The 15,231-nt window shown below is 45.0% G+C and carries 11 protein-coding genes; 10 read left to right on the top strand and 1 reads right to left on the bottom strand.

Going from position 1 to position 15,231, the window contains the following annotated elements; translation table 11 throughout:
• The first annotated feature begins 39 nt into the window (after positions 1-39).
• The 3 genes from LC454_RS22985 to LC454_RS22975 are packed head-to-tail and all read left to right on the top strand — an operon-like array spanning position 40 to position 5,731.
• Positions 40-1,119 (top strand): efflux RND transporter periplasmic adaptor subunit, encoded by a 1,080-nt coding sequence (locus tag LC454_RS22985; RefSeq protein ID WP_208642557.1) that lies wholly within the window; start codon positions 40-42, stop codon positions 1,117-1,119.
• Between the two features lie 15 nt (positions 1,120-1,134).
• Positions 1,135-4,296, top strand: coding sequence for an efflux RND transporter permease subunit (locus LC454_RS22980; RefSeq protein ID WP_223584787.1), 3,162 nt, complete (start codon positions 1,135-1,137; stop codon positions 4,294-4,296).
• The gene (locus tag LC454_RS22975) at positions 4,289-5,731 is read left to right on the top strand and encodes a TolC family protein (RefSeq protein ID WP_223584786.1); all 1,443 of its coding nucleotides are present in this window, start codon (positions 4,289-4,291) and stop codon (positions 5,729-5,731) included. Before LC454_RS22980 ends, LC454_RS22975 begins: the two co-directional genes overlap by 8 nt.
• A 68-nt stretch (positions 5,732-5,799) precedes the next feature.
• On the opposite strand, the gene LC454_RS22970 is transcribed toward LC454_RS22975, so the two are convergent.
• Positions 5,800-6,264 carry a PepSY-like domain-containing protein gene (locus LC454_RS22970; RefSeq protein ID WP_223584785.1) on the bottom strand — a complete coding sequence of 155 codons (465 nt, stop codon included), beginning with the start codon at positions 6,262-6,264 and terminating at the stop codon, positions 5,800-5,802.
• A 189-nt stretch (positions 6,265-6,453) separates the two neighbouring features.
• Between LC454_RS22970 and LC454_RS22965 the strand changes: the two genes are divergently transcribed.
• The 7 genes from LC454_RS22965 (at position 6,454) to LC454_RS22935 (ending at position 15,152) form a co-directional block, all read left to right on the top strand.
• Positions 6,454-6,846 carry a hypothetical protein gene (locus tag LC454_RS22965; protein ID WP_223584784.1) on the top strand — a complete coding sequence of 131 codons (393 nt, stop codon included), beginning with the start codon at positions 6,454-6,456 and terminating at the stop codon, positions 6,844-6,846.
• A gap of 15 nt (positions 6,847-6,861) precedes the next feature.
• The gene (locus LC454_RS22960; protein WP_223584783.1) at positions 6,862-7,359 is read left to right on the top strand and encodes a DinB family protein; all 498 of its coding nucleotides are present in this window, start codon (positions 6,862-6,864) and stop codon (positions 7,357-7,359) included.
• Between the two features lie 192 nt (positions 7,360-7,551).
• Complete coding sequence (locus LC454_RS22955) at positions 7,552-8,238, top strand: response regulator transcription factor (protein ID WP_223584782.1); 687 nt, start codon at positions 7,552-7,554, stop codon at positions 8,236-8,238.
• 2 nt (positions 8,239-8,240) lie between these two features.
• Positions 8,241-9,587, top strand: coding sequence for a sensor histidine kinase (locus LC454_RS22950; RefSeq protein ID WP_223584781.1), 1,347 nt, complete (start codon positions 8,241-8,243; stop codon positions 9,585-9,587).
• A gap of 90 nt (positions 9,588-9,677) precedes the next feature.
• Complete coding sequence (locus tag LC454_RS22945; protein WP_223584780.1) at positions 9,678-10,949, top strand: TolC family protein; 1,272 nt, start codon at positions 9,678-9,680, stop codon at positions 10,947-10,949.
• Positions 10,949-12,055: an efflux RND transporter periplasmic adaptor subunit gene (locus LC454_RS22940; protein WP_223584779.1), complete on the top strand. Its 1,107-nt coding sequence runs from the start codon at positions 10,949-10,951 to the stop codon at positions 12,053-12,055. Before LC454_RS22945 ends, LC454_RS22940 begins: the two co-directional genes overlap by 1 nt.
• Position 12,056: 1 nt before the next feature.
• Positions 12,057-15,152: an efflux RND transporter permease subunit gene (locus LC454_RS22935; protein WP_223584778.1), complete on the top strand. Its 3,096-nt coding sequence runs from the start codon at positions 12,057-12,059 to the stop codon at positions 15,150-15,152.
• Positions 15,153-15,231 lie beyond the last annotated feature (79 nt).

Here is a 15,231-nt window from a genome sequence, read left to right as displayed (position 1 = left end):
ATTTTTCGAAAATTATTATAAAAATCTATGATCATCGTCATGAAAAATTTCATGTATATCAACCTGTGCCTTATTATGCTATCTACAAGCTGCCAGTCCGAGAAAAAGGAAAAAAAAGAAGCAGCAGTTTTCAACGTGACCACTCCGTTGGTAAAAGATACACTCGTCAATAAAGATTATGTCGCCCAGATCCGTTCGATCAATCATATCGAGCTACGCGCCCAGGAAAAAGGTTATATTCAATCTATTTTTGTGGACGAGGGGCAGTTTGTACAAAAAGGGCAACCACTCTTTAAAATTATGCCCAACCTCTATGAGTCCGATGTCAATCGCGCAAGAGCTGAGGTGAAATACGCGGAAATCGAATATCAAAATACCAAAAATCTCTCCGAAAAAGATATTGTTGCCCCTCAGGAAACCGAAATGGCCAAAGCAAAATATGAAAAGGCCAAAGCCGAACTGGCATCCATGAATACGCACCTCAAATTTACGGACATCGTAGCACCCTTCTCCGGTATTGTCGGTAAACTGCATCTACGTAAGGGTAGCCTGGTGGATGAAGGGGAGTTGATTACGGAGCTATCTGATAATAGCAAAATGTGGGTTTACTTCAATGTGCCCGAAGTAGAATACCTCAATCAGATGGAGGCTAAAAAGGATAACAGTCCAATGCATGTCCGGTTGAACCTGGCCAACGGAAAGGAATTTGGCCAGGAAGGTATTGTCGAAACAATCGAATCGGATTTCAATAACGAAACGGGAAATATTGCCTACAGAGCGACCTTCCCAAATCCAAAAGGTTTATTGCGGTTTGGCGAGACCGGCAATATTGTGATCACCTCGCCCTATACGAATGCTTTGATGATTCCGCAGAAAGCGACATTTGAGGAGCTTGAAAAGAAATATGTCTATGTCATCACAAAAGATAATAAAGTTAAAGCAAGAGAAATAAAGGTTGCTGCTGAACTGCCACATATCTATGTTGTCTCTTCGGGTTTGAGTAAAGACGAAAAGATTTTACTGAATGGACTTCGCATGGTACAGGAAAATCAGACCATTGAATCAAAGTACCAGACCCCGGAGAAAGTCATGTCAAACCTAGATTTATATGCAGAGTAATTAAAAAGCAGCATTATGTTTAAAAAAGTAATACATCGGCCGGTATTTGCTATTGTCATATCGGTTGTCATCTTATTTATCGGTGGACTGGCAATCAAGCAGCTTCCTACCGAACAATTTCCGAAGATCGCCCCCACCACAGTGGCGGTTTCGATCGCCTACCCGGGGGCAAGTGCAGATGTGCTTGTAAAATCTTCACTCATTACCTTAGAGAATGCCATTAATGGGGTACAGGGCATGCGTTATATCGCAACAGATGCGACCAGTGCCGGAGAGGCTACGGTCAACGTGGTCTTTGACCCGGGGACAGACCCCAATGATGCGGTCGTACTGGTCAAAACGAGAGTGGATCAGGTGATGCCGCTGTTGCCCGAGCTGGTGCAAAAGGAAGGGGTGATCGTCAATCCGATTCAGCCCAGTATGTTGATGTACGTGAACCTGTACAGTACCAGTAAAAGTATGGATGAAAAATTCCTGTACAACTATGCGACCGTAAACATTATTCCCGAAATCAACCGGATCCATGGTATTGCCAAATCCCAGATCTTGGGGAGCAGACGTTATGCTATGCGGATCTGGTTAAATCCCGACCGTATGCGTGCCTATAGCTTATCTGTCGATGAGGTGATGAAGGCTATCGGTGAGCAAAGTATTATTGGTAGACCGGGACGATTGGGGCAGAGTTCAGGTATTGCTGCCCAGTCTCTGGAGTATGTGTTGACCTATAAAGGCCAGTACAATAAACCCGAGGAATATGAAAATATCATCGTTCGCGCAAATGGCGAAGGTGAAAATATCAAGTTAAAAGATGTTGCCAAAGTCGAATTGGGCAGTGAGTTTTTTGATATTTACTCGAATCTGGATGGACATCCCTCGGCTTCCATTGTACTCAAACAGAATTATGGTAGCAATGCCAATGATGTTATTAAGGATGTAAAAGCTAAGCTGGCGGAGATGAAAGGAAATTTCCCGCCGGGTGTGGACTATAAGATCAGCTATGACGTATCGCAGTTTTTGGATGCCTCGATCGAACAGGTAATGCATACCTTGCGTGATGCCTTTATCCTGGTGGCTATCGTTGTATTTATTTTCCTGGGCGACTGGCGCTCTACGCTGATCCCGATTATTGCGGTTCCCGTATCGCTAATAGGTACATTCTTTGTCATTCAGTGGTTCGGAATGTCGATCAACTTGGTTACACTTTTTGCACTTGTCCTGGCCATTGGTATTGTGGTGGACAATGCCATTGTCGTGATCGAAGCCGTCCACGCCAAGATGGAGGAGAGCGCAATCTCGCCTTACAATGCCGTCAAGGAAGTGATGGCTGAAATCGCCGGCGCGATCATCGCTATTACGGCGGTCATGGTTGCCGTGTTTATCCCGATCTCGTTTATGACAGGCCCTGTCGGGACATTTTACCGTCAGTTTTCAATTACCATGGCGAGTTCCATTGTGATATCGGCCGTCGTAGCACTTACACTCACACCTGTGCTTGCAGCGATGTTATTGAAAAATAATCATGGAAAACCCCAAAAAACAAATCTATTTACCAAAGCTCTTGATACGTTTAACCGCACTTTCGATCGGGTAACGGGCTCTTATGCCTCCTTGCTGCGCAAGATCGCCAGCCGGAGGGTCATCACCTGGGGCATCCTCATCGTTTTCTGTGTGGGGACTTTCCTGATCAACAAAACGCTTCCGGGTGGTTTTATACCGAGCGAGGATCAGGGAACGATCTATGCCATCATTCAGACGCCACCGGGATCGACGCTAGAACAGACCAATAAGCTTTCCCGCGAACTGCAAAAGATCTGTCAGGGGGTGGACGGTGTGGAGTCGGTATCTTCGCTGGCCGGCTATGAGATCATGACGGAAGGCCGTGGTTCAAATGCGGGAACCTGTCTGATCAACCTCAAGACTTGGAGTGAGCGGGAGCATGGTGTGAAAGAGATCATGGAAGAACTTGAAGAAAAATCAAAAAATCTGGGGGCGACCGTAGAGTTTTTCGAACCGCCGGCTGTTCCCGGTTTTGGATCCTCTGGTGGTTTCTCGATGCGCTTACTTGATTTAAACCGAACAACAGATTACCAGGATTTCGATAAAATAAACAAAGCTTTTATTGCTAATCTAAAAAAACGCAAGGAGCTGACGGGAGTATTTACCTTCTTCGCCGCCAATTACCCGCAATATGAACTGGTATTTGACAATAATGCCGCCATGCAAAAAGGGGTTTCTATCGGTAAAGCCATGGATAACCTCAATATCCTGATCGGTAGTACCTACGAACAGGGTTTTATCCGTTTTGGTCAATTCTTCAAAGTCTATGTACAGTCATCACCCGAATTCAGAAGATTGCCTTCGGATATTATGAATCTTTATGTGAAAAATGATCATGATCAGATGGTTCCGTATTCGGCATTTATGACCTTGAAAAAAACACAGGGCCCCAACGAGATCACACGTTACAATATGTACAATTCTGCTGCGGTGCGCGGGCTTCCGGCAAATGGTTATACAACGGCTGACGCCATTCAGGCGATCAATGAGACAGCACTGGCAACATTGCCACACGGTTATAAAGTGGCTTGGGAGGGCTTGTCCTACGATGAAGCACAGCGTGGAAATGAAGCCATTTATGTCTTCTTGGTGGTCCTGGTATTCGTATACCTTGTGTTGGCAGCGCAATACGAAAGTTTTATTATCCCGTTTGCGGTTTTGTTGTCGCTACCGGTCGGTGTATTTGGTTCATTTTTCCTCTTGAAAGCGATGGGGCTCGAAAACGATATTTATGCACAAGTGGGACTGATCATGATCATCGGTCTGTTGGGTAAAAATGCCGTGCTGATCGTTGAATTCGCCGTCAAGCGCCGCCAGGCCGGAGATTCAATACTGGAAGCGGCCATAGAAGGATCAAGAGCTCGGTTCAGACCAATCCTGATGACCTCATTTGCCTTTATCGCCGGACTTGTTCCGCTGGTCTTTGCGAGTGGTGCCGGAGCGATCGGAAACCATACCATAGGTGCTTCTGCATTAGGTGGTATGCTCGTCGGGACAATCTTTGGCGTTATCGTCATTCCGGGACTCTATTACATTTTTGCAAAATTGGCGGATGGTAGAAAAATGATCCAGGCCGAAGACGAATCACCTTTAAGCGAAGACATGATACATTATGAATAGAAATAGATTATATCAATATACAAGTTTTGCACTTTTCTTACTGAGTTTCGTGGGCTGCAAACCTTTGGAAATACAACAGCGTGCTGAAAATAGGGCTGTACCAGAGAAATATGGTACTGCCGAAAATAACTCTACAAATACTGGGAAAATCAAATGGAACAGTTATTTCAATGATCCCAATCTACAGGGACTGATCGGTCTGGCACTCGCAAATAATCAGGAGCTCCATATTGTGCTTCAGGAAATCGAGATGGCCAAAAATGAGGTCAGTGCCAAAAAAGGGGAATATTTACCTTCTGTAGGGCTTAAAGTAGGTGCCGGTGTTGACAAAGTGAGCCGTTACACCAATATCGGTGCGATGGAGAAAAATACCGAAATCGAACCGGGCCGGGAGATGCCCGAACCGCTGTTTGATTTTGGTGTCGGTGTACAGGCGCAATGGGAAACGGATATCTGGGGTAAACTACACAATGCCACCAAAGCGCAATTGCAGCGGTATTTTGCGAGTGTAGAAGGCAAAAACTTTATGGTGACGCATCTCATCTCCGAAATTGCAGATGCTTATTATGAGCTCCTGGCACTGGACAACGAACTGCTGGTGGTAAATGAAAACGTGAAGATCCAAAATGATGCGCTAACAGTGGTCAATGACTTGAAAAAGAACGCGCGGTCGAACAAGCTTGCCATCAAAAGATTCGAGGCACAGATCCTGAAAACCCAGGGGATGCAATATGATATCCAGCAGCAGATAACGGAAACTGAAAATAGGATCAATTATCTGGTCGGTAGATTCCCGCAGCCAGTGCAGCGCAACAAGGATGCTTTTGAGCAGCTCGTGCCACAGACAGTCTACACGGGTATCCCGGCCGATCTGCTGGAAAATAGACCGGATATCAAGCAGGCAGAATATGAACTCGCTGCCTCCAAATTGGATATTAAATCCGCGAAAGCGCGTTTCTATCCTTCCCTGGATATTGCTGCAGGTGTGGGCTTGCAGGCGTTTGATCCGACCTATTTGATTAAACCGGAATCCTTTTTGACTTCACTTGTCGGCGAGCTTACTGCTCCCCTGATCAATAAAAGAGCGATCAAAGCGGCCTATTATAATGCCAACGCAAGACAGGTGCAGGCAGTCTACCATTATGAGCAAACCATATTAGCTGCTTATATCGAAGTCGCTAACCAGCTTTCAAAAATTAAAAATCTGGAAAGTGGCCTTGCGATCAAGACCCGGGAAGTCGATGCGCTAAAAGAATCTATCGCTATCTCCAATGATTTATTTAAGTATGCCCGCGCGGATTATATGGAAGTGTTGCTGACGCAACGCGATGCATTGGAATCCAAATTTGAACTGGTTGAGAAGAAAGCGAATCAGCTCAAAGCGAGTGTAGCGATATATAGATCTCTTGGTGGCGGCTGGGATCGCCAGCAATAGTTTGTCAATGTTTGTTTTTTACTGGTTGGGACTTATCGCTTGATAAGTCCCTTTTTTGATGGTTCGCCTTAGTCATCAAGACCGATGAAACTACCATCTGCATTAAATTTTAAATCCAGATCATTGGACAAATCGATTTGGTAACCATAAGGCTCTTTGTCAATACCTTCGATAAATAAAGGCGCTGGGTATTGCTTAACGACATAGCTCAATATAGGAGTGGGGATAATCGCGTTGGGCAATTTTTGATGATTACCGTCAATATCGGTCCAATTACCATCTTTATCTAAATCGATCTCTATGCCGTTGTTCAATCTGACTTCATAGAGACTACCGTCTGTATCGGCATTGTTTTTTCGTGTGATGCTGGCTACTGTGCTTGCCCCAAAATGAGATTCAATCATCGTTTTGCCCGCCTGGGGTAGTTCAGCATAGCCGACACGGCTTTCCATTGCATCATCTTTGTCACATGCTGTGAATGTCAATGCGCTGCCTGTTATCAGTACAGCTGCTAACCAAGTTAGTTTCTTCATATTCGCTATTTTACTAAATTTTATTACACCTCTTGTGGGCTTGCTTTTTGTCATCCAGGCTGTCTTAAGCTCGGAAACAAAAAATGCCACAGGGTAAAGTTTCAGATAGATTCTGGAAACATTTGGGAAAGAAGGGGCTTCCCTTATCAAACTATTTTCGTCCTATACTGTCTTCTATTAAAAAATAGTATGGAAAAATCTTGCATTCAAAAGATTGCACGCTATGGCTTAGGTGCTTTTTTAATGGTAGCGGGCATCGGACATCTGACCTTTGCCCGGAAAGAATTTCAGGCACAGGTACCTGATTGGGTTCCGATCTCCAAAGATGATACGGTGGTATATTCGGGTTTTGCCGAAATCGCCCTGGGCGGTGCGCTCATTTTGGCAAATGCCAAACATCGTGCTACAGTCGGTAAAATTGCAGCGGCCTTTTTTGTTGCTGTGTTTCCGGGCAATATTGCGCAATATACAGCACATCGGGATGGGTTCGGACTGGATAGCGATGGAAAAAGGCTTGCCCGTTTGTTTTTTCAGCCGGTATTGGTTGCCTGGGCATTAAAGAGTACGAGCAAACGAAAATAGGTTATAGAATCAGGTATGGACAACTTAGAAGTATGGATGCGGGGACCAATCACGGGGATTCCGGATCTTTTGCAGCCGGTGGCACACGTGCTGCTACAAGTGGAAGAGGATAGCGCAAAATATACAGCTCAGCTGTCGTGTGAGCAGCTCTGGGCACGCCCCTGTGGCAACGCTAGCATTGGATTTCATCTGCTGCATATCCGCGGTGTGATTGATCGCATGTTTACGTATGCAGCAGGCAAATCCTTGTCTGCCGAGCAGTTTGATTATCTTCAAAAAGAAGGTATTGTGGATATGGAGCTCAGCGTCGCTACGCTAGTCGAAAACCTACAGCTGCAGATCCGACAGGCTTTAGATGTCTTATCGGTGACTGATCCCTCAACGTTGACTGATGAACGTTTCCTGGGGAGAAAGCAGATTCCAACCACCCTGATCGGTCTCTTATTTCATGCTGCTGAACATGCACAGCGTCATGTCGGCCAACTGCTGGTCACTGCTCGTTGTCTGAAGTAAAGGTTGCCTGCTAAGGCCTCAACGAAAAAACTGATCTCAGATGGCTGCTGCCTGAGATCTGGATAGGCCGGTCGATATGGGGCAATATAGGGCTGTGGCCTGTCTAAGGATTAATTTGTAAATTCGTATACTTGTAGATTCCGTTAGGAAATTCATAATTTTTATAATCCCGTATAAAAATAAATTCAGTTTATGCAGATACTTTTGGTAGAGGACGATCGTCGTATTAGTAGCTTTGTAGTGAAAGGGCTGGAAGAGTTGGGCCATCAGGTCATTTTGGCAGAATCCGCTGAAGCGGCGCGGGAATGGGTCAATGCAGATTCCCTGGATATTGTGGTGCTGGATATTATGCTGCCGGGAATCGATGGGATCCAGTTTACAAAAACACTACGTTACCGCAAAAACCATATTCCCATTCTGATCCTAAGCGCACTAGGTGAAATTGAAGATAAAGTCGATGCCCTGGAAAGTGGTGCCGATGATTACCTGGTCAAACCTTTTTCGTTTAAGGAACTCGTCAGCCGCATCAAAGCCTTGGTACGCCGCGACAGCTATAAAAATACAAGCCATGTGAATGATAGCTGCATCGAAATTCGCGATCTCAAAGTGGATCTGGATCGTTATGAAGTCTATAAAGGTGGTGCAAATGTCGATCTTTCGCCTAAAGAATTTAAACTATTTAAGTACCTGATCGAAAACCGCAATAAAACCCTTTCACGTACCGCGATCCTGCAGGCGGTCTGGGGAATTGATTTTGATAACAATACCAATGTCGTGGATGTGTACGTCTCCTATCTGCGAGGGAAAGTGGACGACGGAAGTGATACATCCATTATCAGGACGGTCAAAGGGGTTGGTTACATGCTCAAAACGGACTGACTATGAACCTCAAGATCAGACTGACACTTTTTTCTTCCTTGGTCTTCACGATCATTTTTGGACTTGCAACGCTGGTCATTTACTGGATATTCTATAATTCTTCCGAAAGGCATCTGATCAGTTCGCTGGAAAAAAACGCAAAAATCGCCGGTATCTATTACCTGGAGGCGGATGAACAGAGCCCTTTAAAACATCTGGAGTCCAAAAATCAATATGAAAGTCTGGTCAAGCGCGCCATGGTAGCGGTCTATAATGCCGAAGGCCAAGTGAGCTATGGTGGCCTGAAATACGATAATCAAATCAGTAAAAGCTTATTGACGCAGCTGAAATCTCAAAAAACAGTTTATTTTAAAACGGAGGATAGCTTTTATTTTGGCCTGTATTATCCCGATAATCAGGGTGATTTTTTTGTCTTTGTCAAAGAGTCTAATACGGACTTTAATCAGCAGCTAAATCGCCTGCTTTTTATTCTCGTGCTTGTTTTTCTGGTTGCCTTGATCAGCATTGTCTTGTTGTCGGTCTGGCTGAGTAAATATGCCTATCTGCCCATCCGGAATGTTATTCAGGAAATCCAAGATAAGGATCTAAATACCATCCAGGAGCCGTTGACGGTTATCAAGACAAAAGATGAGCTGCAAGACCTGATCGAAAGCTACAATGCGCTCCTGCGCCGGATCAGTGAAAATATGATCATCCGAAAGAATTTTGTGAGCTATGTATCCCATGAGTTCCGTACACCCCTTGCCGGTATTTTGGGGTCTATGGAGGTTTTTGGAACGAAATCCCGTAGCCAGGAAGAGTATCAGGAGCTGGCAGCAACAATCACCGAGCATGTAAATTTTCTAAATCACCTGATCGGAAATTTTCTATTGCTGACAGAAGATCGAGCCTTGAAGCGATCGATGGAGGTCTTTCGGATCGATGAAGTGGTCTGGGACCTGGTACCTAAGTTTAAGCGGACATTTGCCGTACCCTTAAAAATCGAGCTACAGGTGGATGAACCGCATTATTTTAATTTTCGGGGCAATCGTATGCTTGTGGCCCTGTCGATCTCCAATCTGATCGAAAACGCTCTTAAATATGCCAATGGCCAGGAAGTAGTGGTGCGCATGACGATCCTCGATGAGCGCCTATCCCTGCAGGTCATTGATCAGGGCATCGGTATTCCAGAGGCGGAGCTGGAGGCAGTGAAGCAGACCTTCTACCGCGGGACGAATGTCGGTACTGTCAAAGGTAGTGGTATCGGCCTTTCCTTTGCGCAGATCGTTTTTAAAGACCAGGGGGTGGACTTTGCTATTCGTTCCAATGACCTGGGGACGACGGTATCGCTGCTATTCCCAAAATTCTAACCATTCTCTAATCTCTTCTAATCAAACTTTAATTTACCTTAAAGTTGCCTGTAATCCCTGTCTCTTAGTTTTGTGGAAACACAAAATAGAGTGAGAAAAATACGCATTACATTAGTTATTCTTCTTGGCCTGAATAGCAGACTATTTGCACAGGAAATGCCCGAAAAACGCTTGCAAAAATCAGAGATTGAACAGGTATTCCTGACACATAACCTTTCCTTGATGGCGCAGCGTTTTCAGATGAAACAGGCAGAAGCTGCGGTACTACAAGCCAAGCTGTGGCCCAACCCCAAGATCTCCATCGGCGAGGTCAACCTCTGGAAAAACTCTTCTAGTGAGGAGCTGCCGGCATTGATCGGAAACTATGGACGATATCAACAGGTGCAAATGGAACTGGAACAGACGATTGAACTGGCCGGCAAAAGAAAAAAACGGGTACAGCTGCAACTCCTTGAAAAGGAGAATGCACAACTTCAATTTGAGGAGTTGCTCCGCAATCTGAAATATGACCTCCGCAGCCAATGTCTGGAATTGCAGGTGCTGCAGGAAAAGGAGCGTCTCTACAGCAATCAGGTCGGAATCTTCCATAAATTGGCACAGTCTTACCAAAACCAGTGGAAAGAAGGCAATGTCAGCGAAATGGATTACCTCCGGATCCAGAGTGAATCCATTGCTTTTGGGAATAAGCTGAATGAAATCCAGCAGGAGAAAATAGCAAAAATGAACGATGTCGCACGCTATCTCGGATCGAAAGGAGCGGCACTTTCCATCGCAGATACCATCGGTAGCCCCGCCTTTATTGCGAATAAGCAAAACGAATGGAAAATCATGGCCATGGATAATCGCAGTGATTATAAAATCATCCACAATGAATTTAAGAAAGGGCAGGCACAACTTGAAATAGAGAAAGCCGAACGTGTACCAAACCTGGAAGTCTCGGTGAATTATGATCGGGGCGGGAATATTATGCGTGATTTTATTGGTCTGGGCCTGTCTATGGATCTGCCCCTATTTAATAGAAACCAAGGGAATATCAAAATTGCCAAGCTGGAACTGGAAAAAAATAAGGTTGAAATCGAGCAGTTCCGTATTGATATCGAACGGGAGATCGATTTTCTTTCTGCACGTCTAAGCAACTTGGAATCTAGTCTAAAAACGATGGATAAAGGATTTGACGGTAAACTGGATGTGGCCCTGGAACGCTATGTCCGAAATTTCCAGGAACGCAGGTTGACTATCGTTGAGTTTATAGACTTTATCAATAATTATATGGAAAACAAAGAATCAATATTGGAACGCAGGGCTAAATATCTTCAGTATAGTGAAGAATTGACCTATTTAGTCGGAAAGGATATCGTCTAATGAAAGGTAATTTTCTAATGCCACTGACGCTTTTGTCTATTTGCCTCTTATGGGGCTGTCAGGCAGAGCAAAAAGAGGAAAAGCATGTTGTAGAGACAAAAGGCTTTTGCCTAAGCGATGATTTCAAACGCCATATCAAAATTGATTCGATCCAAAGGCGAGATGTGTCTGAACAGATCGCCTTAAACGGCGCAATTCAATATAACCAGGATGAGCTCGCAGCGCTGAAGAGCCCTATTCAGGGAATGGTAGAGTCCGTCGCTGTAAAAATGGGTGATTATGTGGAGAAAGGGCAGGTGCTGATATCGCTCAAAGGAACTTCGGTCAATGATCTGGGAAAGGAACTCCGTGAACTGGAAAACAATAGACGCCTGACCGAAAGCAAGGTGAATAGTTTGCGTAGCATGCTGAAAGATGGCATGGCTTCCCAGCGTGAGCTGGAAGAGATGGAAAGCGAACTGAAATCTGTGCAGATCGGGATCCAGAACGTGAAGGCGAATATGAAACTGCTGAACGGATCCGCTGAGAACGGTGTTTTTTATATCCGTGCACCCAAAGCTGGGTATATCGTTGACAAAAAAGTAAGCCCGGGTATGACTGTAGGTGACGATATGGATCTACTGTCCATCAGTAACCTGAATGAGGTCTGGGTGACCGTCAATATTTACGCAAATAACTTACCCTTTGTCAAAAATGGCGCTCATGTGAGGATCACAACCTTGGCCTATAAAGGCGAATATTTTGAAGGCTATATTGATCAGGTGTCCAACTTTTTTGATCCCGAAGAACGGGTGGTTAAAGCGCGAGTCAAGCTGCTCAATAAGGATTTGAGGTTGAAACCCGGCATGAGTGTGGATGTGTTGGTCGAGAAGGGATCCACAGGGCAGAAGCAGCACTTGCTGGCAATCCCTAAAAACGCGGTTATCCTGCATAATAACAAGAATTATGTCGTGATCTACAAAAGTGACTGTGATCTATCCGTAAGGACTGTTGATATCGTGTCTGAAAACGAAGCTTATGCCTTTATCGAAACGGGTTTGGAAGAGGGGGACCGCGTGTTGACAGAAAATGAACTGATTGTATTTGATGAATTGATGAATAGATAGGATGAAGAAGGTTGTACAAAATATCGTTTCATTTTCACTGAAACATTCCCTGGTGGTGCTTTTTTTTACGCTGGCTTTATTGTTTGGTGGAATTTACGCTTACCTGCATACCCCAATCGAAGCATTTCCGGATGTGACCAATACCCGTGTTCGGATCATCACACAATGGCCGGGACGAAGTGCCGAAGAGATTGAGAAATTCGTCACACTGCCCGTCACCAAGGAGATGAACACCATCCCCAAAAAGACGGATGTACGGTCGATCTCCCTGTTTGGGCTCTCCGTTGTGACGGTGCAGTTTGAGGATGGGGTAGAAGATTTCTATGCACAGCAATATGCCGGAAACAAGATGCGCTCCATTGAGCTGCCGGAAGGGGCTGAAAGTTCCATTGAACCGCCTTCGGGGGCGACAGGGGAAATCTTTCGCTATGTGGTCAAAAGCAACCTGCCGATCAAGGAGGTATCTGCTATTCAGGACTGGGTGATCGAACGGGAGCTTGTGGGGGTGCCCGGGGTGGCGGACGTGGTGAGCTTCGGTGGTGAAGAAAAGATCTATGAAATAAAGATCAATCCAACAGAACTGGCCAACTATAACCTTTCACCCCTGGATGTATATGAAGCGGTATCGCGCTCAAATATCAATGTAGGTGGTGATGTAATCCAAAAAGGAAATCAGGCCTATGTCGTGCGTGGCGTGGGACTGCTGGATAAAATAGATGATATTGGTAATATTTTGATCAAGGTGGTAGGTAATACGCCTATTCTGGTCAAGCATGTCGCTGAAATAGAATTGGGTGCCAAGCCCCGACTCGGACAGGTGGGCCTCAATCAGGAGGATGATCTGGTACAGGGCATCGTCATTATGCTCCGGGGTGAAAATCCATCGGCAGTAGTGACACGCCTGAAAGAAAAAATTGAGGAATTGAACGGCCGTATCTTACCGGAAAATGTCAAGATTGAACCGGTGATTGACCGCACAAAATTGGTAAACAATACGGTGCATACAGTCTCGAAAAACCTGATCGAGGGTGTTATCCTGGTTTCGATCATTGTCTTTATCTTTTTGAACAACTGGAAGACAACCTTTATTGTGGCCTCGGTAATTCCATTGGCATTCCTGTTTGCGATCATCTTATTGAAAATTCAGGGCTTGCCGGCGAATCTGATTTCCATGGGGGCATTGGACTTTGGTCTATTGCTCGAGGGAACGCTGGTGATCGTGGAGACGGTTTTTGTCTCCCTGGAAAAGGAGGCACATCGGCTGGGGACGACCCGTTTCAACAAGGTCTCCAAGCTGGGCATCATTAAAAAGAGTGCAGGCTCGGTGGCTGGGTATATCTTTTTTGCTTTATTGATCCTGATTGTCGCACTGACGCCAATTTTTTCTTTTCAAAAGGTGGAAGGAAAGATGTTTTCACCTTTGGCCTTTACCCTAGGTTACGCCCTGCTGGGCTCTTTGGTCCTGAGTCTGACCTATGTACCTGCAATGTGTAAATATCTGCTGAAGAAGAACATCAAGGAGGATGAAAATAAAATAACGCGGGTAAGCCGCAAGGTAATTTTTAAAGGATTTAAGAAAGCTTTTGATCATCCCAAATGGACCTTGGGGATTTTTGGATTGGCGTTGATTATCTGTATGGTGCGGTTTAGCTATTACGGTTCGGAATTTCTGCCAAAACTCAATGAAGGCGCTATTTATGTCCGGGCGACATTGCCAAATAGTGTCAACCTGGAGGAATCCGTCAAGTTGACAAAAACGATGAAAACAAAATTGATCAAGCAGTTTGACGAGATTGATTTTATTATGACGCAGACCGGTAGGCCCAATGATGGAACTGATCCGACGGGTTTTTTCAATATCGAATTTAATATTGAGTTGAAGCCAGAGGGGGAGTGGAAGCGGAAAATATCCAAGGAAAAATTGATCGCGCAAATGCGTGACAGCTTGCAGACTTTCCCTGGAATAAATTTTGGTTTTAGTCAGCCTATTCAGGACAATGTGGAGGAGTATGTGGCTGGCGTGAAAAGTCCATTGGTGATTAAAATTTTTGGTGAGAACCTCCAGGATCTGGAAAATAAAGCCAACAAGTTTGCCGAATCACTTCAGAAGGTCGATGGGATCACGGATGTGAATGTATTTAAAAATATCGGCTTACCCGAATTGCGGATTCAGCTGCATGACTCCAAGATGGCTAAATATGGGGTATCGACCAGGGATGTACAATCGGTTATCGAGATGACCATCGGGGGGCAGTCTGTGACGCATTTTTACGACAATGAACGCATCTTTGACGTCCGTCTCCGCTTTCAGAAGCAGTATCGCGATAGCCCTGAAAAGATCGGAAATATCATTATCCCAACGATGAACGATCAGAAAGTACCGTTGCGGGAAATAGCGACCATAGACTATCATACAGGGCCAGCCTTTATCTATCGCGATGGTAATTCCCGCTATATCGGGGTTGGATTTAATATCGAAGGTCGGGATCTGGGCAGTACCATTGCGGATGCAAAAAAACAGATCGCCGCTGATGTTAAATTGCCCAAATCCTATAAGGTTGTCTGGGCCGGGGAGTTCGAAAGTAAGGAGCGCGCTACCAAACAGTTGATGCAGGTGGTCCCGGTTTCACTGCTATTGATCTTGCTTTTGCTCTATGCCAATTTTGGAAATCTAAAAGATACGCTGATCTCCTCCCTGACGCTTGCTTTTGCATTTATCGGTGGGTTTGTATCCCTGTGGGTAACGGGGACAACATTTGGGATCTCGGCCGGTATTGGTTTTATTATTCTCTTTGGTGTCGCCACGATCGACGGGATTGTTTTAATCGGTGTCATGAAAGAAAATCTATTAAATAAAATGGGCTTGATGCCTGCAATTTACGAAGCCGTAAAAAGTCGGATCAGGCCGATCTTAATGATTGCGCTTATGGGCGCGATGGGCTTATTGCCTGCAGCACTGTCCAACGGAATGGGGGCTGAAATCCAAAAACCATTGGCCATTATGATTGTCGGTGGGTTGATTATCTGTATGATTCTTTCATTCTCCATTCTGCCGATTGTTTTCTACTATGCTTACAAAAAGGAAAATAAAGATTAAGTACCCATTTTTTATTCATTATATACTTGATAAAGGTTGCCTGCCAATAAAGCAGAGCAACCTTTGTTGTTTTATTGTA

It is taken from the genome of Sphingobacterium sp. GVS05A (assembly GCF_019969845.1).
In the GTDB taxonomy this organism is placed as follows: Bacteria; Bacteroidota; Bacteroidia; order Sphingobacteriales; family Sphingobacteriaceae; genus Sphingobacterium.
This window is presented reverse-complemented; position numbering and strand designations above follow the sequence as displayed.

Excerpts from the sequence above, each read along its gene's own strand:
- LC454_RS22985 (WP_208642557.1), top strand. The coding sequence starts at position 40 with ATGAAAAATTTCATGTATATCAACCTGTGCCTTATTATGCTATCTACA.
- LC454_RS22980 (WP_223584787.1), top strand. The coding sequence starts at position 1,135 with ATGTTTAAAAAAGTAATACATCGGCCGGTATTTGCTATTGTCATATCG.
- LC454_RS22975 (WP_223584786.1), top strand. The coding sequence starts at position 4,289 with ATGAATAGAAATAGATTATATCAATATACAAGTTTTGCACTTTTCTTA.
- LC454_RS22970 (WP_223584785.1), bottom strand. The coding sequence starts at position 6,264 with ATGAAGAAACTAACTTGGTTAGCAGCTGTACTGATAACAGGCAGCGCA.
- LC454_RS22965 (WP_223584784.1), top strand. The coding sequence starts at position 6,454 with ATGGAAAAATCTTGCATTCAAAAGATTGCACGCTATGGCTTAGGTGCT.
- LC454_RS22960 (WP_223584783.1), top strand. The coding sequence starts at position 6,862 with ATGGACAACTTAGAAGTATGGATGCGGGGACCAATCACGGGGATTCCG.
- LC454_RS22955 (WP_223584782.1), top strand. The coding sequence starts at position 7,552 with ATGCAGATACTTTTGGTAGAGGACGATCGTCGTATTAGTAGCTTTGTA.
- LC454_RS22950 (WP_223584781.1), top strand. The coding sequence starts at position 8,241 with ATGAACCTCAAGATCAGACTGACACTTTTTTCTTCCTTGGTCTTCACG.
- LC454_RS22940 (WP_223584779.1), top strand. The coding sequence starts at position 10,949 with ATGAAAGGTAATTTTCTAATGCCACTGACGCTTTTGTCTATTTGCCTC.
- LC454_RS22935 (WP_223584778.1), top strand. The coding sequence starts at position 12,057 with ATGAAGAAGGTTGTACAAAATATCGTTTCATTTTCACTGAAACATTCC.